Source organism: Streptomyces sp. NPDC056883 (assembly GCF_042788835.1).
Taxonomy (GTDB): domain Bacteria; phylum Actinomycetota; class Actinomycetes; order Streptomycetales; family Streptomycetaceae; genus Streptomyces; species Streptomyces stoeckheimensis.
Window position 1 is genome coordinate 22,432 of the sequence record NZ_JBHUBS010000002.1, and the last position, 21,261, is coordinate 43,692.

Here is a 21,261-nt window from a genome sequence, read left to right on the forward strand (position 1 = left end):
GAGGCCAGTAGAGGCGGGGGGGGGGGGAGGGGGGGGTGGGGGGGGGGGGGTTTCTCTGTTTCCCGCACCCCGTTCCCCCCCCCGCCCCTGACGCCTGGACCCGCCGCCCCCCTTCCCCGGATCGGACGCCCGAGCCATGAACCCCATCGCCCCCGCCGCCCGGCGCGGCGGCCGCCCCGGCCCGCCGGCCGTGGCCGCCCCGCTCCCCTCCCTGCTGCTCGCGCTGCTCACGCTGGTCGGGCTGCTCGTCCCGGTCGGGCTGCTCGCCGCGGCGCCCGCGCAGGCCGCGTCCTCGGCCCCGGCCGCTCGCGGGGAGGACCGCAAGTCCACCTTCGGCGTGCAGCCCGCCGGGCCGAAGGGGCCCGACGCACGGCCCCACTTCTCCTACGGGGTCACCGGCGGAGCCACGACGCGCGACCAGATCGCCGTCTGGAACTACGGGGAGGAACCGCTCACCCTCGCCGTCTACGCGAGCGACGCGGTCAACACCCTCGACGGCGGCTTCGACCTGCTCCCGGCCGGCCGGGCCCCCAAGGACGCGGGCAGCTGGATCAAGCTCGAGAAGGACACGGTGACCGTCCCGCCCAAGGGGAACGTCGTCGTCCCCTTCACCGTCACCGTCCCCCGCGAGGTCACCCCCGGGGACCACACCGGCGGCATCGTCGCCTCGCTCGCCGCCGGAGCCCAGGACGGCCAGGGCAACAAGGTCAAGCTCGACCAGCGGGTCGGTGCCCGCGTCTACATCCGCGCCGCCGGGACCCTCACCCCGCGCCTGGAGGTCCAGCAGGTCGCCGCCTCGTACGAGGGATCCGCGAACCCCTTCTCCGAGGGCTCGGCGACCGTCACCTACACCCTGCGCAACACGGGCAACGTGCGGCTCGGCGCCCGGCAGGCCGTACGCATCAACGGCCTGTTCGGCACCTCCGTCACCGCGGACGGCGCGAAGGACCTCGGCGACCTGCTGCCCGGCACCTCGCTGAGGATCACCGCCAAGGCCGACGGGGTGGCGCAGGTGCTGCGGTCCTCCGCCGTCGTCTCCGTCCAGCCGGTCGCCGCCCGCGACGGCGTGGACCCCAAACTTCCGTCCCTGACCCGATCGGTGTCGCTGTGGACGGTCCCGTGGGCGCTGCTCGCGCTGGTCCTCGTGATCACCGGGGGCGGGCTGTGGGTGTGGCGCCGCAGGCGCCTGGCCCGGGCCGCGGCCGCGGTCACCGCCTCGGCCCGCCGGCGCGCCACCGACGCCACCGACGCCACCGATACGAACGAACGCCAGAACGCCAAGAAGGAGCCCATCGTGCAGTTCACCCGCACCCGCCGGCGATCCGCGGCAGGCGCCGCGACCGCGGCCGCCGCCGCCCTCGTGGGCCTGGCCGCCCTGACCGTGCCGACGACGGCCCACGCCGCCCCGGCCGGTTCGGCGAAGATCAACCCCGCCACCGGCAACGACGGCAGCAGCATCGACCTGACCACCTCGGCCGCCTGCCCGGAGCCCGCCACGAACATCCTGGTCACGGTGGCCGGCAAGGGCTTCCCGGCCGAGGGCCTCAACGTGGTCGGCAACTCGCCCATCGCCACGTACCCGCCGGCGCCGTCGGGCGGCATAAACGTACCGCTGACGATGACCATGCGGGACTACGCGAACCAGGCCGGCTTCACCACCCTCGAAGGCCGCTACGACCTGACGGTCGTGTGCCGCAAGGCCTTCGGCACGGAGACCTACGGGACGTTCGCGGCCTCCCTGTGGTTCACCTCCAACACCGCATACCAGACCACGGACCCGGGCACGGGCAACCCGACGCCCACCCCCACGCCGACCCCCACCGCGAGCCCGACTCCCACCCCCACCGCGACGCCCACCCCGACCCCGACCGCGACCCCGACGCCGACCCCCTCGGAGTCCGCGTCCCCCACCCCCACCCCGTCCGAGACGGCCTCGCCGTCCGCGTCGGCCTCCACGGGGACGCCCACGAGCGGCGGCAGCAGCGTGGGCGTCTCCACCAACGTCTCGGGCGGAGCCGCCGGCGGCTCCGGCGGTCCCGGCGGCGGCCTGGCCAACACCGGCGCCGACGCCACCGCGGTCGGCCTGCTCTCAGGGGGCCTCGTCGTCACCGGCGGCGCGCTCGTCTGGTGGGCCCGCCGCCGCGGCCTGCTGACCTTCGCGGGCAACTGACCGCGCCGCCCGCATCCCCGCAGCAATCGCATCCGCTTCCGCATTCGGAGAAGACACGATGACAGCCACCTCCACCCCGCCGGTGGACGTGCGCCCCGACCCCGCCGGAGCCCCCGAGGCCCCGGCGGGGCGTACGGGCCCACCCGGCCTGTGGGCCACCGGCGCGGCCCTGGCCATCCTGGGCGCCCTGCTCCTCGGCTTCGTCGCGGAAGTCGGCCCGCTCGGACACCTGCGCCACGAACGGGACCGCCGGGTGGGGTACGCGCAGCTGCGCGAGGGGCTCGCCAACGCCACCGCGCCGCTGGGGCCGACCGCCCCGGGCACCCCCGTCGCCCTGCTGGAGATCCCGCAGATCGGGCTGCGCGAGGTGGTCCGCGAGGCGACCACCTCCGGGGTACTGGCCTCCGGGCCCGGCCACCGGCGCGACACGGTCCTGCCGGGCCAGCCCGGGACGACCATCCTCATGGGCCGCCAGGCGGGCTACGGCGGCCCCTTCGCCCACATCGCGGACCTGGAGCGCGGGGAGACCTTCCTGGTCGTCACCGGCCAGGGCGAGCACACGTACAAGGTGCTGGGCGTCCGCCGCGCGGGCGACCCGCAGCCGGCCCGGCCGACCGGTGACGCGGCGCTGCTCACCCTGATGACCGCGGACGGGACCCCGTACATGCCGGACGGCGTGGTCCACGTCGACGCCGAACTCACCACGCCCGTCCAGCAGTCCGGCGGCCGCACCCCGGGGCGGCTGGCCGCGGACGAGGCCCCCCTCGGCAGCCAGACCTCGGCCTGGTTCCCGCTGGTCCTGTGGGCGCAGGCGCTGCTGCTCGCCGCGGCGGGCCTGGCCTGGGCGCGGATCCGCTGGGGCCGCGCGCACACCTGGCTGGTCGGCTTCCCGGTGCTGGCCGCCCTCGGCCTGGCGGTCGCCGACCAGGCCGCCCTCCTCCTGCCCAACCTCCTGTGAACGAGGCCGTGATGACGACGCAGACGCTTCCCCTTCCCGCGCTCCCCGCAACGGGAGCGTCCACCCTCGACGCCCGGGACGTCTCGGCGTGGTTCGGCGGCCGCAAGGTCCTCAACCGGGTCTCCCTGACGATGCCCGGCGGCCGGGTCACGGCCCTGATCGGCCCTTCGGGCTGCGGGAAGTCCACCTTCCTGCGGATCCTGAACCGGATGCACGAGCTGATCCCGGGCGCCGAACTGGCCGGCGAGGTCCTCCTCGACGGCGAGGACGTCTACGCCCGCGGCCGCCGCCTCACCGACGCCCGCCGCCGGATCGGCATGGTCTTCCAGAAGCCCAACCCCTTCCCGGCGATGTCGGTCTACGACAACGTCACGGCGGGCCTCAAGCTGACGGGCACCCGCGCCTCGGTGGCCGAGAAGGACGCGCTGGTGGAGGAGTGCCTGACCAAGGCCGGGCTGTGGAAGGAGGTCCAGGACCGGCTCCGCCAGCCGGGCGGCGCGCTCTCCGGCGGCCAGCAGCAGCGCCTGTGCATCGCCCGCTCCCTCGCGGTCCGGCCGCGGATCCTGCTCATGGACGAACCCTGCTCGGCCCTGGACCCCACGTCCACGCGCCGCATCGAGGAGACCGTCCGCGAGCTGGCCGACGAGGTCACCATCGTGATCGTGACGCACAACATGCAGCAGGCGGCCCGGGTTTCCGACCAGTGCGCCTTCTTCCTCGCGGAACAGGGCACGCCCGGCCAGATCGTGGAACACGGCCCCACGGAGGCCATGTTCTCCGCCCCCGCCGACCAGCGCACCTCGGACTACGTCCAGGGCCGCTTCGGCTGACCCCTGCGGGCCGACCCCCGACGCCCGGTCCCGGTGACGGATCACTACATTGGGGCCCATGTCCACGCTGCCGCTGCCCGTCATCCTCTTGCTGTCGGGGAGCCTGCGGGCCGCCTCCTCCAACGAGACCGTCCTGCGCACCGCACGGGCGGCGGCCCCCGCGCACGTGCGGACGGTCCTCTACGAGGGGCTCGCGGACCTCCCGCACTTCAACCCCGACGACGATGCCGAACCGCTGCCGGGTCCCGTGGCCGGCCTGCGCGCGGCGATCGCGGAGGCGGCCGGGATCCTGATCTGCACCCCGGAGTACGCAGGCACCCTGCCGGGTTCCTTCAAGAACCTGCTGGACTGGACGGTCGGCGGCACCGAGATCTGCGACAAGCCCGTCGCCTGGGTGAACGCGGCGGCCCCGGGACGCGGCGAGGGCGCCGAGGCCACCCTGCGGACCGTCCTCGGCTACACCGGCGCCGACATCAGGGACGAGGCGTGCGTACGGATCCCCGTGGACCGCAGGACGGTCGCCGCGGACGGCACCATCACCGACGAAGCCGTACGCACCCGGCTCGCCCGGATCCTCACCCTGCTGGCGGAAGAGACGGCCTAGGGCCCGTCCGGCGGAACCTACGGTTTGTGGGTGATCCAGAGCAGTTCCGCCGGCCAGCGGTGTGCCCAGTCGGGCGGGTCGGTTTCGTTGTAGCCGTTGGGTGTTCCCCGTTCGGGCCGCGGCTCGATGAGGTCGTCGATGACGAGACCCGCGCCGCGCAGGACCTTGACCCAGTCGCCGTAGGTGAGCTGGTAGCTGGTCGCGCCGTCGTCCTCGGCGATGGTGTTCAGCCCGAAGTAGTCCTTCTGCAGCGTCGTGGTCACGCGGCCCGCTGCTTCGTCGTAGCACGCTTCGAACCACGGACTGGCGACGTTGAACACCAGGCGCCCGCCTCGGCGCAGGACGCGTGCGGCCTGCGGAACGGCCAGGTGCGGGGACGCCCAGCTGAGCCCGCCGAAGTCGCAGAACACCAGGTCGAAGCTGTCCGAGGCGAAGGGGAGCTGTTCGGCTGCGCCTTGCACGAGCGGGTGGCGGTCCGCTCCCATGGCGCGGGCCGCTGCGGCGAGCTGGGCTTCGGACAGGTCGAGCCCGACCACGGTGGCGCCCTCGGCGGCGAGCGCCCTGGACCACTGGCCGGCGCCGCAGCCGAGTTCGAGGACGCGCTTGCCGGTGACGTCGCCCAGGGCGTGCAGGTGCGCGTCGGGGATCGAGTACATGCCCCAGAGCCGGGGTGCGGCGCCGATCTGCGGGTCGTGCTCGTGCTGGTAGGCGCTGCTGATCCGGTTCCAGAACCGCCGGTTGGCGGGGATGCTGTCCACGTGCCGACTCCAGCACTCCCGGCCGGGGACGGTCAACACGATTTAGGGCCCCGGCGTGCCCTCGGTTCGGAGGAGGCCGGCTACGTCGGCGCCCCAGTCCCGCAGCCAGGGGAGGTGGTCCGCGTACCGGAAGGTCACCGTGAAGATGGCCGCGAGGGCCAGCACCAGGAGGCCGCTCAGCATCCATCGGCGGTTGCGCGAGCGGACCGTCAGGCCGGCGACGACGGCCAGGGCGACCACGAGGATCCCCAGGGCGGCGGAGACGGCCGTGGCCCAAGTCTGCGGTCCGGCGCGGAGCAAGGGGGCGATGACCACGGCACCGGCGGCCGTCGCCGCGACGGCGGAGAGGGAAGCGACCGTGAGCGTGAGGGTGCGCAGCACCCGACGGCGCCGGGGCAGGGCTTCACCCGGTGATGCCGTCCCGGTGCGTCCCCGTTCCTCCGATGTCGGGACCGGCCGCTCGGCGATCACCGTAGGACGGTCCTGCGGTCCGCGGTTGCGGCGGTAGGCGCGGGCGGCCCGTTTGCGCAGCAGCCCGTCGAGCAGGATCAGCCACCAGGCGAAGGCCGGGGACGTGCCCGTCAGGCGGCCGGTGAAGTCCAGGGTGGCGGGCGCGTGCCAGGAGACCTTGGCCGTTCCGCCGCCGCGTCCGACGACGAGCACGACGCCGATCAGCTGGGGGGCGTCCCAGCGCAGGCTCCAGAAGTCCCTCCCGGCCCGGTCGAGATTCACCAGGCGGGTGCGCCCGCCGAGCGTTCCTTGGGCGAGCAGTGTGCCGTGGGTGATGTCCTCGACGGCCCAGTGCACCTTGACGCCCGGGGTGGCCTTGGACAGCCGGAGCCATCCGGCCGTGGGCCGGTAGGAGAGCAGGGTGGAGGGGTGGTGCGCCCGCAGGACGGCGGTGACGCCATGGTGATCTTCCTGTCCCACGTACCAGGCGATCTCCGGCTGTCCCGGGCGCCGCCAGGACCCGGGCACCCGCACTGCTTCCGGAGGCGTTCCGTGGACGTGCCGAAGTGGGAACCGCTGTAAGTGCTGGGGCATCTCGACGGCCAGGATCGCCAGCCAGGTCAGGCCGACCACGAGGGCCGGCCAGTTCGTGTCCCGTACCGAGTACAGCGATCCGGCACACAGCAGGGTCAGGCCGGCGACCACGTAGAGCCGCGGCCGTCTTCGCTCCGGGACGTTCTCCAGGGCTTCTCGGAGCCCGTAGAACTCCCACGTCTCGGCGAGGGTCCGGTTCGGCAGCGCCTCGCCCTGCCGCAGGGTGCCCACCGACCAGACCTCGGGCGCCTCGGGTTCGACGGCCAGTTGGGGGAGCAGGGTCTCCTCGGAGGGCCCGGCCTCCCAGACGGCCCACAGCTCGTTCAGCTCCTGGCGTCGCTTCTGCTGTTCGTCCTGCGGCAGTTCCGGCAGACAGGCATCGACGATGTTGTCGAACTGATGCCGTCGCATGGGGGTCCGGCCGTTCAACATTTTTGACAGGGAGTCGTTGGTCAGGGTCGGACCGACGGCTTCCACGACCGCGCGTTGCAGCCGGACGGTGTCTTTTATCAGGGCCCGCAGGGCCACGCTCAGGTCGATCCAGGGGCGCGCAACCCCCAGCTCCAACAGCTTCTCCTCTCCGTAGGCTTCGCGGCCACCGCCCGAGGTGTTCCTCCGCGGGTCTGCCCCCTCCCCTTTTATCGGGGTTTTCTCCTCCACCCGTACCTCTCTTGAGCTGGGCAGAACGTTTTCTTCCCGTCCGCTCCCACGGCTCGTCAGAAAACCGTCCGCGCTGGTCTCGTGGACTGTGAGGCCGCCCGAGGGGCGACCTCACAGCCATCCATCGCCCTGCCTCCCGTTGGTCGCGCGCGGCAGGGCTCTCTCCTCAGGAAACGAAGAGGTTCCCAGCATGGTCGAACTGCTCACCCTGGCAACAGCAGTTGCCGGTGCCGTTCAGGCAACGATGCTCGTCATCCACGGCCTCCAGAACCGCAACCCGCGCCCGCCCCGGCAGAAGCGGGTGTGGCGCCGCCGGTAAGCGATCCGGGCCGGCCTGGGCAGCCCAGGCGGCTTAGGCGGTCTGGGGCGTCTCGTCCGGACCGGGTTTGAGGCGGCGGAGGGTGTAGCCCTCGTGCGTCGGGTCCAGGGGTCGGGTGGTCTCCTTGAAGAGGTGCTCGGCCCGCTCGTAGGACAGGCGGCGCCGGCCCGTGTCCGGGCACAGGTCGGCCGGGCCGGGGGTCCGGGCCGGGCCGGGACGCCGGTCGGAGAGGAACACCGGGCCCCGGGTGCGGCCGGCCAGCAGGACGGGCAGCAGGCGGGCCGTCCCGGAGCGCCAGCTCACCCAGGTCCGGCCCGCGCGGGCCCGGCGGTCCTCCAGGTCCAGGTCCTCCACGTTCAGGGACAGGACGGTCTTCACCCCCGCCGCCGATTCGTGCAGGAGAAGCCACAACGTCCGTTCGCGTAGAGGCACTTCGGGGTCGCTCCACAGTGCATCGAGCTGCGCGGGTTCCAGGGCGGACGCCCGGGGGCGGGTTTCGGCGCGCCGCTCCAGCCCGGCCGCGAGCTCGTCCAGGCCCGCCCAGGCGCCGAAGGAGCGTACGGCCGAGCGGTGCCGGTTCCAGGTCTTGGCCGCCGCACCGCCCCAGGCGGCCTCGCACACCCGTGCCACCTCCTCGGCCGTCAGCCGGGCCAGCGGCATGCCGTCGCCGAGGTCCAGGCGCAGCCGGCGCAGGGTCTGGCCGTACGAGCGGACCGTCGCGGCGTCCAGATCCGCCCGGCCCAGGAACCCCCGTGCGGCCCCGCCGAGGGTCGGACCCGGTGCCGGGCCGTCCGGGCCGGCCGTGCTGCCGGGGGCCCGCACCTCCTGCGCGCGCCGGTGCAGGAAGGTGCGCTCGGCGGCGTTCTTGGCGAGGGCCGCCGCCCGGAGGAACTCCACCCGTGCCTCCGGGCCGCGGCCCAGGCGCAGCAGTAGGTCTCCCCGGACGCTGGGGAGGAGGTGGTAGTCGCGGAGTACGGGATCGGCGACCAGGGAGTCCACCAGGTCGAGGCCGGCCTGCGGCCCGTACGCCATCCCGAGCGCCACCGCCCGGTTGAGCCGGATCACCGCCGTGGGCCGCAGCCGGTCCAATGCCCCGTACAGGGTCGCGATCTGCGCCCAGTCGGTCTCCTCGGCGGTGCGCGCCTGTGCATGGCACACGGCGATCGCCGCTTGCAGCATGTACGGGCCGGGGACCCCGCCGGCCTCCCGCGCGCGCAGCATCGCGGTGAAACCGCGGCGGACCAGCAGTTGGTCCCAGCGCCCCCGGTTCTGCTCGTGGAGCTGGACGGGCTCGCCCGAGGGCCCGGTGCGCGCCGCAGAACGGGAGGCCTGGATCTCCATCAGTGCGACCAGGGCGTGCACCTCGGCCTCCCGGGGGGCCAGCTCGGCCAGCAGCCGGCCCAGCCGGAGCGCTTCGAGGCAGAGTCCGGGGCGCATCAGATCGTCGCCGGAGGTGGCCGAGTAACCCTCGTTGAAGATCAGGTAGATGACCTCCAGCACCGAGGACAGCCGCTCGGGCAGTTCCGACTCCTCCGGCAGGTCGAAGGGCACGCGGTGCTCGGCCAGCGTGCGCTTGGCCGTGGCGATGCGGCGGGTGACGACGGCCGCCGTGACGAGGAAGGCCCGGGCGATCTCCTCGGCCGTCAGACCGCCCAGCAGCCGGAGCGTGAGCGCCGCACGGGCCTCGGCCGACAGCACGGGGTGGCAGGAGAGGAACATCAGCCGCAGGACGTCGTCCTGTTCGGACTCCTGCCGTTCCTGCTGTTCCTGCCGCCCCCGCCCTTCCGCCAGCTCGTGGGCGAGCTGTTCCTGCTTGTCCGTCAGCACCCGGGAGCGCCGGATGTGGTCGACCGCCCGCCGTTTGGCGGTGGTCGTCAGCCAGGCGCCGGGGTTGTCCGGAACCCCGGCGCCCGGCCACTGTTCGAGCGCGGCGACGAGCGCGTCCTGGGCCAGTTCCTCGGCCAGGCCGACGTCGTGCACCAGGCGCGTCAGCGTGGCGATGATCTTGGCCGATTCGAGCTTCCAGACCGCGTCGATCGTCCGCGAGATGTCCGGCACGGATCAGGGGCCGAAGACCTGCTGGACCACGCTCTCGCCGTCGCCGACGATCCTGCGGAAGCGGCGGGCCAGCTCGATCGCCTCTTCCCGGGACCGGACCTCGATCAGCGCGAAACCGGCCACGGCCTCCTTGGCCTCGGCGAACGGCCCGTCCGTCACGGTGACCTCATCGCCGGCGGAGGTCACCAGGATGCCGCCCGGCTCCAGTCCGCCCGTGGCCAGCAGCACGCCGGCCGCGGTCAGCTCCTCGATGAACTTGCCCATCTCGGCGTACAGCCGCTCGTCGGGGGCGGTGTCGGAAGGCTTCGTCGTCATCAGGTAGCGCATGGGGACTCCTCGTCTCGTGGTGCCGAGCTGCTGCCCGCACCCTGCCTACACGTCGAACCGGCGATGTGACAGGGAACGCACGCATTCCCTGTCACCTTTCTGGTTCGACGTATCGGCGAGACCAAACGAGAACCACACGAGAACCGAACGAGAGCCGCGTTCGACGAACCCGAGAGGTACCCGCCATGAGCACCCACGCCCCCACCCCCACCGCCACCGTTTCCTCCGCCACCCGCTCCACTTCGTCCTCCTCCTCCATCACCACCACCCGCTCCCTCCTCACCTGCGCGGTCGTGGCCTCCCCGCTGTGGGCGGTCGTCTCCCTGACCCAGGCCGCGACCCGCCAGGGCTTCGACATCACCCGCCACCCGCTCAGCGCACTGAGCAACGGCAGCCTCGGCTGGCTCCAGATCACCAACTTCCTGCTCGCCGGAACCCTCCTCGTCCTCGGGGCGAGCGGCCTGCGCCGGGCCCTGCGGGGCACCCCGGGAGGCACCTGGGCGCCACGGCTGGTCCGGATCGGCGGCCTCGGCATGATCGCCGCCGGAGCCTTCGTCATGGACCCGGTCGACGGTTTCCCCGCGGGAGCCCCCTCCGCGGAGGCCGCCGTGCTCACCTGGCACAGCTACGCCCACTTCGCCGCCGGGTCGGTCACCTTCACCTCGCTGATCGCCGCCTGCTACGTTTTGGGCCGCCACTTCGGCCGTGCCGGGAACCGCCGGTACGCGCAGGCCTCCCGGGTCGCCGGTACGGCCCTCCTGATCGGCAACGGCTGGGCGATGGCCGGCGGCCGGGCGGGCACCCTGACCCTGGCCGTGGGAGCCGTCACGGCGATGCTCTGGATCTCCGTGGTCGCCCGGCGCAGCCGCCGCGGCATCTGACCCGCCAGGGCCCGTCGTCCCCCGTCGTTCCCCGTCGCCCCACGGGCGTACGTGTGGATCACTGGCTAGACTTGCCACGGGAGGCGCCTGATGGGCACGGCAGCGAACCGGGGCCTTTATACGGGCCGCGCCTCCGGCCTGATCGGGCGGCAGATCGCCGGGTACCAGATCGAGCGCATCATCGGCCGGGGCGGCATGGCCGTCGTCTACCAGGCGAAGGATCTGCGCCTGGACCGTACGGTCGCGCTCAAGCTGATCGCCCCGGAGCGCGTGCGCGACGAGGTCTTCCGGCGCCGCTTCGCCCACGAATCCCGGGTCGCCGCCAGGATCGAGCACCCGCACATCGTGCCCGTCTTCGAAGCCGGCGAGACCGACGGGGTCCTCTACATCGCCATGCGCTACGTCGCCGGGCCGGACCTGCGGACCCTGCTGGACCGGGACGGCCCCCTGCCCGTCCCGACCGCGCTGCGCATCGCCGCGCAGGTGGCATCGGCGCTCGACGCGGCCCACGAGCACGATCTCGTGCACCGGGACGTCAAACCCGCCAACATCCTGGTCGCCGAGGGCACCGACAGCGAGCACCCGGAGCACATCTACCTCACGGACTTCGGGCTGACGAAGAAATCGCTGGCGCTCACCGGGTTCACCACGGCGGGCGAGTTCGTCGGCACCGTCGACTACATGGCGCCGGAACAGATCTCCGGGCGCCCGGTCGACGGGAGGTGCGACGTCTACAGCCTCGGCTGTGTCGTCTACGAGTCCCTCGCCGGAGGGCCGCCCTTCGTCCGGGACGACGCCCCCGCGCTGCTGTGGGCGCACCAGTACGACGAGCCGCCTCCCCTGACGGAGAAGCGGCCCGACATCGCACCGGGGGCCGGCGCCGTACTGGCGAAGGCTCTGGCGAAGGTCCCGGAGGACCGCTACGACTCCTGCCTGGAATTCGTGGCGGCGTTGCGTGCCGCCGCCACCCCCGCCCCCGCGCCCGCCCGGCGGGCCGCCGCTCCGCAGCCCGGGGATCCGGGGAGCGGAGTGCCGCCCAGGGAGCCCCCGGACTGGGCCCGGCCGGTGTTCACAGTCCCAGAGAGATGGCCAGGCGGGTCATCTCCGCCGTGGTGTTGATGTTCAGCTTGGCCCGGATGCGGCGCAGGTAGGCGTCGACCGTGTGCTTGGAGAGTCCCATCGAGCGGGCCGTCTGCACGTAGGTGCACCCGGCGGCGATGTGGCGCAGGGCCTCCTGCTCACGCGGGGCGAGAGCGGCTGCGGTGGCGGTTTCGGTGGCGGTTTCGGTGTGCGGTGCGACCAGTGTGAGGCTCATGGGATTTCCTCCGCTTCGGCTCAGTCATCACGGCTGCTCGCACCTTTGAAAGCAGAGAACATATCCACGAATGTGGGTGTATGTCCGTGTTAAAGAGACTGTCGGTCGGAGTTCATGAGCGTGTCCGTCGTCTGTCACGGGGGCGTAACAGGGCAGGGGAGAAGGTCCTCAGAACCCGGCCAGGGACTGCTCGGCCCAGATGGTCTTGCCGAAGAGGGTGTGCCGGGTGCCCCAGCGCTGGGTGAGCTGTGCGACCAGCAGCAGTCCGCGCCCGCCCTCGTCGAAGATCCGGGCCCGCCGCATGTGCGGGGCGGTACCGCTCGCGTCCGAGACCTCGCAGATCAGCGTCGTGCCTTCGTGGATCAGCCGGAGCTGTACGGGCGGCTCGCCGTAGCGGATGGCGTTGGTGACCAGTTCGCTGACCACGAGCTCGGTGACGAAGGCGGCCTCGTCCAGCCCCCAGACCGTCAGCTGGTCGGTGGCGTTGCGGCGGGCCTGCCCGACCAGGGAGGGGTCGGAGGGCAGGTCCCAGACGGCGACCTTGTCGGTGTGCAGGGCCCGGGTCCGGGCGACGAGCAGGGCCACGTCGTCATCGGGACGCTGGGTCAGCAGGGCCGTGAGCACCCGGTCGCAGACGCTGTCGAGGGTGGAGGCGGGCCGGACCAGGGCCGCGAGCATGCTGTCCAGGGCCTCGTCGATGTCGTGGTCGCGGGCCTTCAGGAGGCCGTCGGTGTACAGCGCGAGGAGGCTGCCCTCGGGAAGGTCGACCTCGACGGTCTCGAAGGGCAGGCCCCCCAGGCCCAGCGGCGGCCCCGCCGGGACGTCGAGCAGGTACGCGGAGCCCTCGGGGGAGACCACGGCGGGCGGTGGATGACCGGCCCGGGCGGCGGTGCACCGGCGGGTCACCGGGTCGTACACCACGTACAGGCAGGTGGTGCCGATGCCCCCGGCAGCCTCCCCGCCCCCGCCCGTCTCGTCCGCCGACAGGTGGATGATCAGGTCGTCGAGGTGGGTGAGCAGCTCGTCCGGCGGCAGGTCCACGTCGGCCAGGGTGCGCACCGCGGTGCGCAGCCGGCCCATGGTGGCGGAGGCGCGCATGCCGTGACCGACGACATCGCCCACGACCAGGGCCACCCGGGCTCCGGACAGCGGGATCACGTCGAACCAGTCGCCGCCCACACCGGCCTCGCCCGCGGCCGGCAGATAGCGGGAGGCGATCTCCAGCGCCGACTGCACGGGCAGCGTGTGGGGGAGCAGGCTGCGCTGCAGCGTCATGGTGCTGGTGTGCTCCCGGGCGGTCCGGCGCGCACGGTGGATGCCGGTGGCCGCCCGGGCCGTGAGCTCCTCGGCCAGCCGGAGGTCCTCGAGGTCGAAGGGTTCCTGGTTCTGGTGACGGCTGAAGACGGCCAGGCCCAGGGTGGTACCGCCGTCGCGCAGCGGCACCAGCATCATCGAATGGGTCCCGTACTCGCTGATCCAGCCGGCCGCGGGATCCTGCGCGACCCACCGGGCGACGGCCGGGTCGGCGGTCCCGTACACGGCGCCCCGCCCTGCGGCCAGGCACTCCGCGGGGGGCGACAGCGCCGGGTAGACGGTCGTCTCCCCGACCGCGAACCGGCTCTCCCGGCTCCCGCCGAGGACCGACCGTACGGCGCTGCGCGTCACCGTGACGGCACCCGTCCCGGGACTCCGGGCCGGGCCCTCACCGCGGAGGGAGGGTTCCAGCAGGTCGACGATCGCCAGGTCGGCGAGCCGGGGGACGGCCGCGTCGGCCAGATCCTGCACGGTGCGGGCGCTGTCCGGGCTGGTGCTGGTGCTGGTGCTGGTGCTGCCGGGGCCGGTGCCGGTGCTGCTGCCGTTTCCGGTGCGGGCACCGGCGAGGGTCGGTGGGAGCGCCTGCCGCGGGGCGGTGTCTCCCGCGGCCTTGTCGTGCGCGGTCAGGTACACGGCCCGCACCCGGCCGTCCGGACCCGGTACGGGGGCCAGCGAGGTCGCCCAGCCGTGCGCCGCGCCCGCGCCGGGCGGCCGGACGAAGCCCTCCACGGACTGCGGCTCGCCGGTCTCCAGCACCCGGCGCATCCCCCGCTCGGTCTCCTCGCTCACCGCGTCGGGGGCGATCTCCGACAGGCGCAGCCCGTGCATCTCGGCCTCCGTGAGGGAGAGCGCGCGGTGCATGCCCGCGTTCGACCGCACCAGCCGCAGGTCCTCGTCGAAGACCGCCAGGACGCAGGGGGACCGGTCGAAGGCCCATTCGCCCAGGGGTCCGTCCCAGGAGGCCTCGGGCTCGCCCGTCACGGCGGACATGACGAACCACTCGGCGGTTCCGCCGGCGGCCGCCCTGCGGTGCGCGAGCAGTCCCGCGTCCAGCCGCCGGCCGTCCCGGTGGCGCAGCGGGACGGTGCCGCTCCACCGCTCCTGTCCGGGCGCGACCGGCCGCGCCGCAGCGGCCGTACCGGGCGCGGTGTCCGTACGGCCGGGTCCACTGGACCGGTCCGCGAGCAGTTCCGCGGCGGGCCGCCCCACGACCTCCGAGGGCGCGTAGCCGAGCAGCCGGCGGGCCTCCTCGCTCCACCCGGTCACGATGCCCTGCTCGCTCACGGTGGCCGTGGCCGTGTACGCCGCCCCCGGGGAGGCGTGCGTGGTCCGGGCCTGCCGCTCACCGGGAGGGGTGGGAACTTGCTCCATCGCCGCTCATCTCGCCTTCGCTGGCCAGGGGCTCCACTGACAAGCATCATCCGGCGCGGCAGGGAGCACCAACGCAGTGCCCGGCGGCGCCCGTGACCCCCTAGAACCTGGGACGCGGCCGCCAGCGGCGTACGGTCCGTCGCGTCGAGTACGTCGAGTACCGCGCCGACGCGCTGGTCCAGGAGCTCGGGGTTTCCGGCTGGGCAGAGGGCGAGCCGGTGCCGCCCGGTGCCTTGGCCGCCTCGGGTGCTTCCGCTGCCCGCGGCGTGCTCCGGAACGCGGGCCTGCTCCAGAATCCGGGGGCGCCGGCGAAGCGGCGGCCGAGCCCGACGATGGCGATGTCGTTCATGGCGGCCTGCCTTCGGTCCCGGTGGGGCGTCGCTCCCGCTGTGTGCAGGACGGTCGCTTTCCACCGTGCCCGGCGGCGCGACGGGGACGTAGACCCGGTTTCTCGTTACTTGACAGGCGCGGGGATCAGGCGTCCGGACCCGGGGGTCCACGGCAGGTGTGCTCCGGGGGCGCGGCGTACGTTGGGAAGGGGACCGGAGCGGGGTTCCTGCAGGAAGGCCGGACCATGGCGTACGCGGCTGGTGCCCACGGCACGAACAAGGTGGCGCAGTTCCTGGAGAGCCCCTTCGTAGGGCTGTCCCCCTGGATCGTCTTCGCCTTCGTGGTGGGGCCCGGACGCTTCGAATGGGCGGTGGGGCTGGCCCTGGCCATCTCCGTCGGCCTCGTCGTGGGCAGCCGGGTGCTCCGTCCCGGATCCTCGCTGAAGATCCTGGAACTCGCCGACGTCGTGTTCTTCGCGATCCTGACGGTGGTCGGGGCCTTCGCGAGCGACGGCACGCGCCGCTGGCTGGAGACCTACGCGGGCGAGATCTCGAACATCGCCCTCTTCGTCATCGCCTTCGGCTCCATCCTGGTCGGGGTGCCGTTCACCCTCCAGTACGCCCGGGAGCAGGTCGACCGGAAGTTCTGGGACTCGCCCGTCTTCAAGCGGACGAACTACCTGATCACCGGGGTCTGGGGGCTGGCCTTCCTGATCAACGCGCTGGTGGGGGCGTACGGCGACCTGGTGCTGCGCGACCCGGACAACATGTGGACCGGTTGGATCATCCAGGTCCTCACCATCGTCGGAGCCCTGCGCTTCACCGAAAAGTATCCGGAGGTCGTACGGGCCCGGGTGCGGGCCGGCGCCGAAGGAGAGGCCCCGACCGGTTCCTGACCCGGTACGGACGGTGGGGCCGCCGCGGAAGTCCGCGACGGCCCCACGGTCCTGCGAGGTGCTGGGTCAGCCGGTGAAGCCGGCCGTGATGGAGGTGAACTGCCAGTCGCTCTGGGCGATGCCGGAGCAGGTCTCCTGCAGGCCGCCGCCGGGGCAGCCGCGGTCGCGGTTCACCGACCAGAAGGCGAGGCGCGCGATGTGGTGGGAGTTGGCCCAGTTGCGGATGTCGGTCCAGTTCTGGACGGTGGTGGTCTCCCCGGTGTCGCTGATGCCGTTCATGCCCGAGATGCCGATGTGGGAGTAGGCGGTCGCGTCGTCCCAGCCGTAGACGGACTTCAGCTTGGCCTTGAGGCCCTCGGTCGCGCTGACGGTGCTGGCGTACATGTCCGTCGAGGCGTTGCCGAAGTCGAAGGGCATGATCGTGAAGACGTCGATGCCGGCGTTCAGCGCCTTGGACTGCTCGATCAGGCGGTTGCCCCAGCTGGTCGGGCCGCTGGTGGAGGTGCCGAAGGTCAGGATGGTCTTCAGACCGGGGTTGTTCTGCTTGACGATCTTGAGGGCGCCGAGGATGCGGTCCTGGACCACGGCGTTCTCGAACTCGTCGGTGTTCTCTATGTCCACGTCGATGGCCTTGAGGCCGTACGCGTTGATGACCTGCTGGTAGGCGCCGGCCAGGGCCTCGGCGCTGGAGCAGTTGGGGCCGAGCTTGTTGCCCTGCCAGCCGCCGATGGAGGGCACGATGTCGCCGCCCGCCGCGCGGATCGAGGCGATGGTGCTCTGGTCCACGCCGCCGGTCAGCGGGCGCTGTCCGTCCCAGGAGGGGTTGCAGCCGCCGGAGGAGAGGATGAACGCCATGGTGAACCACTTGGTGCCGGTCGCGTTCATCACGGTGGTCGGGCTCGGCGGGTTGCCCCAGCCGAGGTAGAGGTACGGCGCGGCCTGCTTGAAGCCGGTCGGCGGGGTGGTCCCGGTGTCGGTGGTGACGTTGACGGTGTTCGAGGCGGCCGAGGTGTTCCCCGCGGCGTCGCGGGCGCGCACGGTGAACGCGTAGGCGGTGCTGGGGGTCAGGCCGGTGACGGTGGCGCTCGTGGTGCCGGACGTGGCGACCTTCGTCCCGCCCTGGTAGACGTCGTAGCCGTTCACGCCGACGTTGTCGGTGGACGCGGTCCAGCTCAGGGACGCCGTGGTGGAGGTCTTGCCGGTGGAGGTGAGGCTGCCGGGCACGGTGGGCGCCTGGGTGTCGACGGTGCCGCCCGGGCCGTCCAGGGTGATGTCGTCGGCGTAGTACGTGCCCTGTCCGTACCAGCCGTTGAGGTAGACCTCCGCGCTGGTCTGGGAGGCGCCGGTGGTGAAGGCGACGGTCAGCTTGGTGTAGGCGGACGCCGAGGGGGTCCACGTGGAGGCACCGCCGGTGACCCCGAGGTAGACGTAGCTGCCGCGGACCCAGGCGGAGAGCGTGTAGCTGGTGTTGGGCTGTACGGCGACGGTCTGGACGCACTTGGCGTTGTCGCTCGCACTGGCCGCGCCGGCCAGGGCCTTGCTCCCGCCGTGCACGGGCGAGCCGACCACGGAGCCCAGCCCGCCGGAACAAGACCAGCCGGCCGTGGTGCCGGACTCGAAGTCGCCGTTCGAGAGGATGTTGGCGCCGAAGGCCGCACCGGGAGAGGTCAGCACCGCGGCCGCGCCGAGCAGGGTCGCGCCGAGGGCGCAGGCCAGCCGGGTACGGGTTCGGTTGGGGGTACGCAAGGAAGTGCCTCCAGTGGGAGTGGGGGGACGGCGTGGAGCGCGAAGCGTGGGCGTGCGGCCCGCCGGGCACGTGTGGGGACGGGGCGGCGGGCCCGTGGGTGGGGAGCCCTGCGGCCGGGCGGGCGTGGGGAGTTGACGACGTATCCGCTTCGTGGCCGGGAACCTAATCCTCCGGAAGGACCGCCGTCAACAGGTCTGGACCAACTGATAGGTGGTTATCTCAATCGGAAGGTTTACTAACCTTGGCGCTTGACAAGCTTCCCGCCCCTTCGGAAGCATGTCGCGGTGCCAGCCTCCCGCCCCCACCACGTCGCCGTCCTCGTCCTCGAGGGGGCGAAACCCCTCGACGTCGGCATCCCCGCGCAGGTGTTCACGACCCGCGCGAGCATGCCCTACGCGGTCCGGGTGTGCGGCGCCGCTCCGGGACTCGTGACCGGCGGTGACGGCCTGTCGTACGCCGTCGCCCACGGCCTCGAAGCCCTCGCCTGGGCCGACACCGTCTTCGTCCCCGGCTACCGGTTCCCCGACCGCGAGGCCCCCCCGCGGGCCGTCGTCGAGGCACTGATCGCCGCCCACGCACGGGGCGCCCGGCTCGCGGCCATCTCCACGGGAGCCTTCGCCCTCGCCGCCACGGGCCTGCTCGACGGCAAGCGCGCCACCACGCACTGGCACTACGCCCGCGCGCTCGCGGCGAAGTGGCCGCTGGTCAGGGTCGACGAGAACGTCCTGTTCGTCGACGAGGGCTCCGTGCTGACCTCCGCCGGAGCCGCCTCGGGCATCGACCTGTGCCTGCACATCCTGCGCAGCGACCTCGGGGTGGCGGCGTCGAACCACACGGCCCGGCGGCTGGTCGCGGCCCCCTACCGCAGCGGCGGCCAGGCGCAGTACGTCCGGCGCAGCGTGCCCGAGCCGCTCGGACCGCGGTTCGCCGCCACCCGCGAGTGGGCGCTGCACCGGCTCGGCGAACCCCTCACCCTGGAGGTGCTCGCCAAGCACGCGGCGGTGTCCCCGCGCACGTTCTCGCGGCGGTTCGCCGAGGACACCGGGTACACGCCGATGCAGTGGGTGATGCGCGCCCGCATCGACGTGGCCCGCGAACTGCTGGAGCTCTCGGAGCGGAGCGTGGAGCAGATCGCCGCGGACGTGGGCCTGGGCACCGGCGCGAACCTGCGGCTGCACTTCCAGCACATCCTGCGGACCACGCCGAGCGAGTACCGGCGCACGTTCACCCGGGGGGAATGAGAGAGGGGGCAGGCGGACCAGGTCGCGGTTCCTGCGTACGAGGTCGCGGCTCCCGCGGACGACCTCGCGGTTCCGGGCGGAACCCGTACTTCCGGCTCAGGCGGTGAAGAGGCTCCTGCGGGCGAGCTGTTCGGCCTCCATGGCCGTGATGGCGTTGCGGCAGGCGTTGGCGAACTTCCAGAAGTCGGTGTTGGTGGTGGTGGCGCGGTTGGCCGCACCGGAGAAGTTCCCGAAGAGGCTCTGGCGGAGCTCGGTGGTGATCTCCAGCTGGGCGCCTCCCGCGCTCGTCAGGGTCCGGTTGCAGATGTTCTCGGGCAGGTCTCCGTTGAGGTCTTCCGGGTTGCCGCCGAGCACCTGGAAGCCCGCGGCGCCCAGCTTCGCGGAGAGGAGCTGGCGGAAGCGGGCGTTGAGGCCGCCGACCACGACCGCCTTGGGCTGCCCCTGGGGCGCCCCGGCCTGAGCCGCGGTGCAGCCGTGCAGGCTCAGCACGTTGGCGCTGCCGGCGGCCATGGACCGCGCGACCGGGTCGTCGCAGTGCGAGGCGGTGACGTGCAGCTCAGCGTTGTCGGAAGCGCGCATGCCCTCGAACATCCAGTAGTCGTACACCGGGGCGCCCTGGGTGACGGGTGCGAGTCCGTCCGGGTGGTAGCCGGCCACGGCCAGACAGAGCTCGGAGGTACCCATCTCGATGCCGCCGCCGTGGATGGCCAGCACACTGCTCAGGCGGGGGCGCGGAGTGGTGGCCTTGTCGTTGTCGACGGCCTCGTGGCGTCTGAACCGGCGCGCGTAGTCCTGACCCTCGATCGCCGTCGTGCTCGCGTAGAGGTCCGAGTTCGAAGCGTAGAAGTCGCCGCCGGCGGCTGCGGCGGGAGTCGCCGTGAGTCCCGTCAGGATCGGGCCACCGGCGGCCGCGGCCATCAGGGAGAGGAGGACGGTCCTGCGGCTGGCGCGAGTCCGGGACATGGTTGTTCCTTCGCTGCTATGGGGCCGGGTGGCCAGGGGATGCTGCCCGGCCGGGACATCGGCCGTGCGGTGTCGAAGGCGCTGTGCGGTCCTTCCGGTGAACATCCTGTCCACCCCCGGGCACCCGCGGAAGGTCCGCAGGGTGGCACCAAGGGTGCAGGCACCTTGATGCCACCACCGCGGGGCCCGGCCGTCCGGAGCGGGCGCCCTGCCCGCACGCTCCGCGTGCCGTGATCCCCGGCCGCCTCGTGGCGCGATCCTTGCGGACCGTGGCGATCGCGCCGCTGTCGCGGGCGCCCCGGACCGGCGAACCTGGTGAGGCACCCAAGGGACAGGGACAAGGGAGACACCATGACGCGCATCGCCATCAACGGATTCGGCCGCATCGGACGCAACGTGCTCCGCGCGCTGCTCGAACGGGACAGCACGCTCGAGGTCGTCGCGGTCAACGACCTCACCGAGCCCGCCACCCTCGCGCGGCTGCTCGCCTACGACACCACCTCAGGCCGGCTCGGCCGCCCGGTGACCGTGGACGGGGACGTCCTGGTGGTCGACGGCCGCCGCATCAAGGTGCTGGCCGAGCGCGAGCCGGCGCAGCTGCCCTGGGCCGAGCTCGGTGTGGACATCGTGCTGGAGGCGACCGGCCGCTTCGCCACGGCCAAGGCGGCCCGCGCACACATCGACGCCGGGGCCAAGAAGGTGCTCGTCAGCGCACCGGCGGACGGGGCCGACATCACGCTCGCGTTCGGCGTGAACAGCGACTCCTACGACCCGGCCCTGCACACGATCGTCTCCAACGCCTCCTGCACGACCAACGCGCTCGCGCCGCTGGCCGCCGTACTGGACGAACTCGCGGGCATCGAGCACGGGTTCATGACCACCGTGCACGCCTACACGCAGGAGCAGAACCTCCAGGACGGTCCGCACCGCGACCCCCGCCGCGCCCGCGCCGCCGCCGTGAACATCGTGCCGACCACGACGGGCGCCGCCAAGGCCATCGGCCTGGTCCTGCCCAACCTGGACGGCAAGCTCTCCGGCGACTCGATCCGCGTCCCGGTTCCGGTGGGATCCATCGTCGAGCTGAACACCACCGTCGCCCGCGACGTGACCCGCGAGGACGTGCTGGCGGCCTACCGCGCCGCGGCCGAAGGCCCGCTCGCCGGCGTGCTGGAGTACTCGGAGGACGCCCTCGTCTCCTCCGACATCACCGGCAACCCCGCCTCCTCCATCTTCGACTCGGAGCTCACCCGCGTCGAAGGCCGCCACATCAAGGTGGTCGCCTGGTACGACAACGAGTGGGGCTTCTCGAACCGCGTCATCGACACGCTCGAACTCCTCGCGAGCCGCTGAGGCCGGGCTCCCGCACCCAGGGCGGGGCGCTTGCCCGGGGTTCTGGTCTTGGGGGTGCTCCCTTTTCCTTCCCCTCCCCTCCCCAAGCAAAGAGTTGAACAAAAAAACCCCCATCTCTCCCCCCAA

The 21,261-nt window shown here is 72.7% G+C and carries 19 protein-coding genes; 10 read left to right on the plus strand and 9 right to left on the minus strand.

Annotated elements, in window-relative coordinates:
• The first annotated feature begins 136 nt into the window (after positions 1-136).
• From ACFRU2_RS05475 to ACFRU2_RS05490, 4 genes are read left to right on the plus strand one after another with little or no spacing between them, the layout of a single operon-like run.
• Complete coding sequence (locus tag ACFRU2_RS05475; RefSeq protein ID WP_382967901.1) at positions 137-2,170, plus strand: WxL protein peptidoglycan domain-containing protein; 2,034 nt, start codon at positions 137-139, stop codon at positions 2,168-2,170.
• 58 nt (positions 2,171-2,228) lie between these two features.
• Positions 2,229-3,128: a sortase gene (locus ACFRU2_RS05480; protein ID WP_382967903.1), complete on the plus strand. Its 900-nt coding sequence runs from the start codon at positions 2,229-2,231 to the stop codon at positions 3,126-3,128.
• Positions 3,129-3,139: 11 nt separating this feature from the next.
• Positions 3,140-3,958: a phosphate ABC transporter ATP-binding protein gene (locus ACFRU2_RS05485; RefSeq protein ID WP_382967905.1), complete on the plus strand. Its 819-nt coding sequence runs from the start codon at positions 3,140-3,142 to the stop codon at positions 3,956-3,958.
• Positions 3,959-4,016: 58 nt separating this feature from the next.
• Positions 4,017-4,562, plus strand: a complete 546-nt coding sequence (locus ACFRU2_RS05490; RefSeq protein ID WP_382967908.1) for an NADPH-dependent FMN reductase — start codon at positions 4,017-4,019, stop codon at positions 4,560-4,562.
• 17 nt (positions 4,563-4,579) lie between these two features.
• Here ACFRU2_RS05490 and ACFRU2_RS05495 read toward each other — a convergent pair whose 3' ends face one another.
• Positions 4,580-5,320, minus strand: coding sequence for a class I SAM-dependent methyltransferase (locus ACFRU2_RS05495; RefSeq protein WP_382967911.1), 741 nt, complete (start codon positions 5,318-5,320; stop codon positions 4,580-4,582).
• Between the two features lie 42 nt (positions 5,321-5,362).
• Positions 5,363-6,931, minus strand: coding sequence for a hypothetical protein (locus tag ACFRU2_RS05500; protein WP_382967913.1), 1,569 nt, complete (start codon positions 6,929-6,931; stop codon positions 5,363-5,365).
• Positions 6,932-7,214: 283 nt separating this feature from the next.
• On the opposite strand from ACFRU2_RS05500, the gene ACFRU2_RS05505 reads away from it, so the two are divergent.
• Positions 7,215-7,343: a hypothetical protein gene (locus ACFRU2_RS05505; protein WP_382967916.1), complete on the plus strand. Its 129-nt coding sequence runs from the start codon at positions 7,215-7,217 to the stop codon at positions 7,341-7,343.
• Positions 7,344-7,376: 33 nt separating this feature from the next.
• Here ACFRU2_RS05505 and ACFRU2_RS05510 read toward each other — a convergent pair whose 3' ends face one another.
• Entirely contained in the window at positions 7,377-9,401 is a 2,025-nt protein-coding gene (locus ACFRU2_RS05510; protein WP_382967920.1) for a sigma-70 family RNA polymerase sigma factor, read from the minus strand.
• 3 nt (positions 9,402-9,404) lie between these two features.
• Complete coding sequence (locus ACFRU2_RS05515; protein ID WP_382967922.1) at positions 9,405-9,728, minus strand: YciI family protein; 324 nt, start codon at positions 9,726-9,728, stop codon at positions 9,405-9,407.
• A gap of 185 nt (positions 9,729-9,913) precedes the next feature.
• On the opposite strand from ACFRU2_RS05515, the gene ACFRU2_RS05520 reads away from it, so the two are divergent.
• Complete coding sequence (locus ACFRU2_RS05520; protein ID WP_382967925.1) at positions 9,914-10,609, plus strand: DUF998 domain-containing protein; 696 nt, start codon at positions 9,914-9,916, stop codon at positions 10,607-10,609.
• A gap of 90 nt (positions 10,610-10,699) precedes the next feature.
• Entirely contained in the window at positions 10,700-11,728 is a 1,029-nt protein-coding gene (locus tag ACFRU2_RS05525; RefSeq protein WP_382967928.1) for a serine/threonine-protein kinase, read from the plus strand.
• On the opposite strand, the gene ACFRU2_RS05530 is transcribed toward ACFRU2_RS05525, so the two are convergent.
• From ACFRU2_RS05530 to ACFRU2_RS05540, 3 genes are all read right to left on the minus strand, one after another.
• Positions 11,679-11,924, minus strand: a complete 246-nt coding sequence (locus tag ACFRU2_RS05530; RefSeq protein WP_382967931.1) for a response regulator transcription factor — start codon at positions 11,922-11,924, stop codon at positions 11,679-11,681. The genes ACFRU2_RS05525 and ACFRU2_RS05530 overlap by 50 nt on opposite strands.
• Before the next feature lie 168 nt (positions 11,925-12,092).
• Positions 12,093-14,609 (minus strand): SpoIIE family protein phosphatase, encoded by a 2,517-nt coding sequence (locus ACFRU2_RS05535; RefSeq protein WP_382967934.1) that lies wholly within the window; start codon positions 14,607-14,609, stop codon positions 12,093-12,095.
• 100 nt (positions 14,610-14,709) lie between these two features.
• On the minus strand, positions 14,710-14,958 hold the full coding sequence (locus ACFRU2_RS05540) for a hypothetical protein (RefSeq protein WP_382967936.1): 249 nt from the start codon (positions 14,956-14,958) through the stop codon (positions 14,710-14,712).
• 225 nt (positions 14,959-15,183) lie between these two features.
• Between ACFRU2_RS05540 and ACFRU2_RS05545 the strand changes: the two genes are divergently transcribed.
• Entirely contained in the window at positions 15,184-15,834 is a 651-nt protein-coding gene (locus ACFRU2_RS05545) for a hypothetical protein (RefSeq protein WP_382967939.1), read from the plus strand.
• A gap of 66 nt (positions 15,835-15,900) precedes the next feature.
• Here ACFRU2_RS05545 and ACFRU2_RS05550 read toward each other — a convergent pair whose 3' ends face one another.
• Complete coding sequence (locus ACFRU2_RS05550) at positions 15,901-17,580, minus strand: carbohydrate binding domain-containing protein (protein ID WP_382967942.1); 1,680 nt, start codon at positions 17,578-17,580, stop codon at positions 15,901-15,903.
• 285 nt (positions 17,581-17,865) lie between these two features.
• Between ACFRU2_RS05550 and ACFRU2_RS05555 the strand changes: the two genes are divergently transcribed.
• Entirely contained in the window at positions 17,866-18,822 is a 957-nt protein-coding gene (locus ACFRU2_RS05555; protein WP_382967944.1) for a GlxA family transcriptional regulator, read from the plus strand.
• Between the two features lie 96 nt (positions 18,823-18,918).
• Here the strand turns inward: ACFRU2_RS05555 and ACFRU2_RS05560 are convergent, their stop codons facing one another.
• The gene (locus tag ACFRU2_RS05560) at positions 18,919-19,785 is read right to left on the minus strand and encodes a poly-gamma-glutamate hydrolase family protein (RefSeq protein WP_382967946.1); all 867 of its coding nucleotides are present in this window, start codon (positions 19,783-19,785) and stop codon (positions 18,919-18,921) included.
• A gap of 351 nt (positions 19,786-20,136) precedes the next feature.
• On the opposite strand from ACFRU2_RS05560, the gene gap reads away from it, so the two are divergent.
• On the plus strand, positions 20,137-21,135 hold the full coding sequence (gene gap, locus ACFRU2_RS05565; RefSeq protein ID WP_382967949.1) for a type I glyceraldehyde-3-phosphate dehydrogenase: 999 nt from the start codon (positions 20,137-20,139) through the stop codon (positions 21,133-21,135).
• Positions 21,136-21,261: the final 126 nt, after the last annotated feature.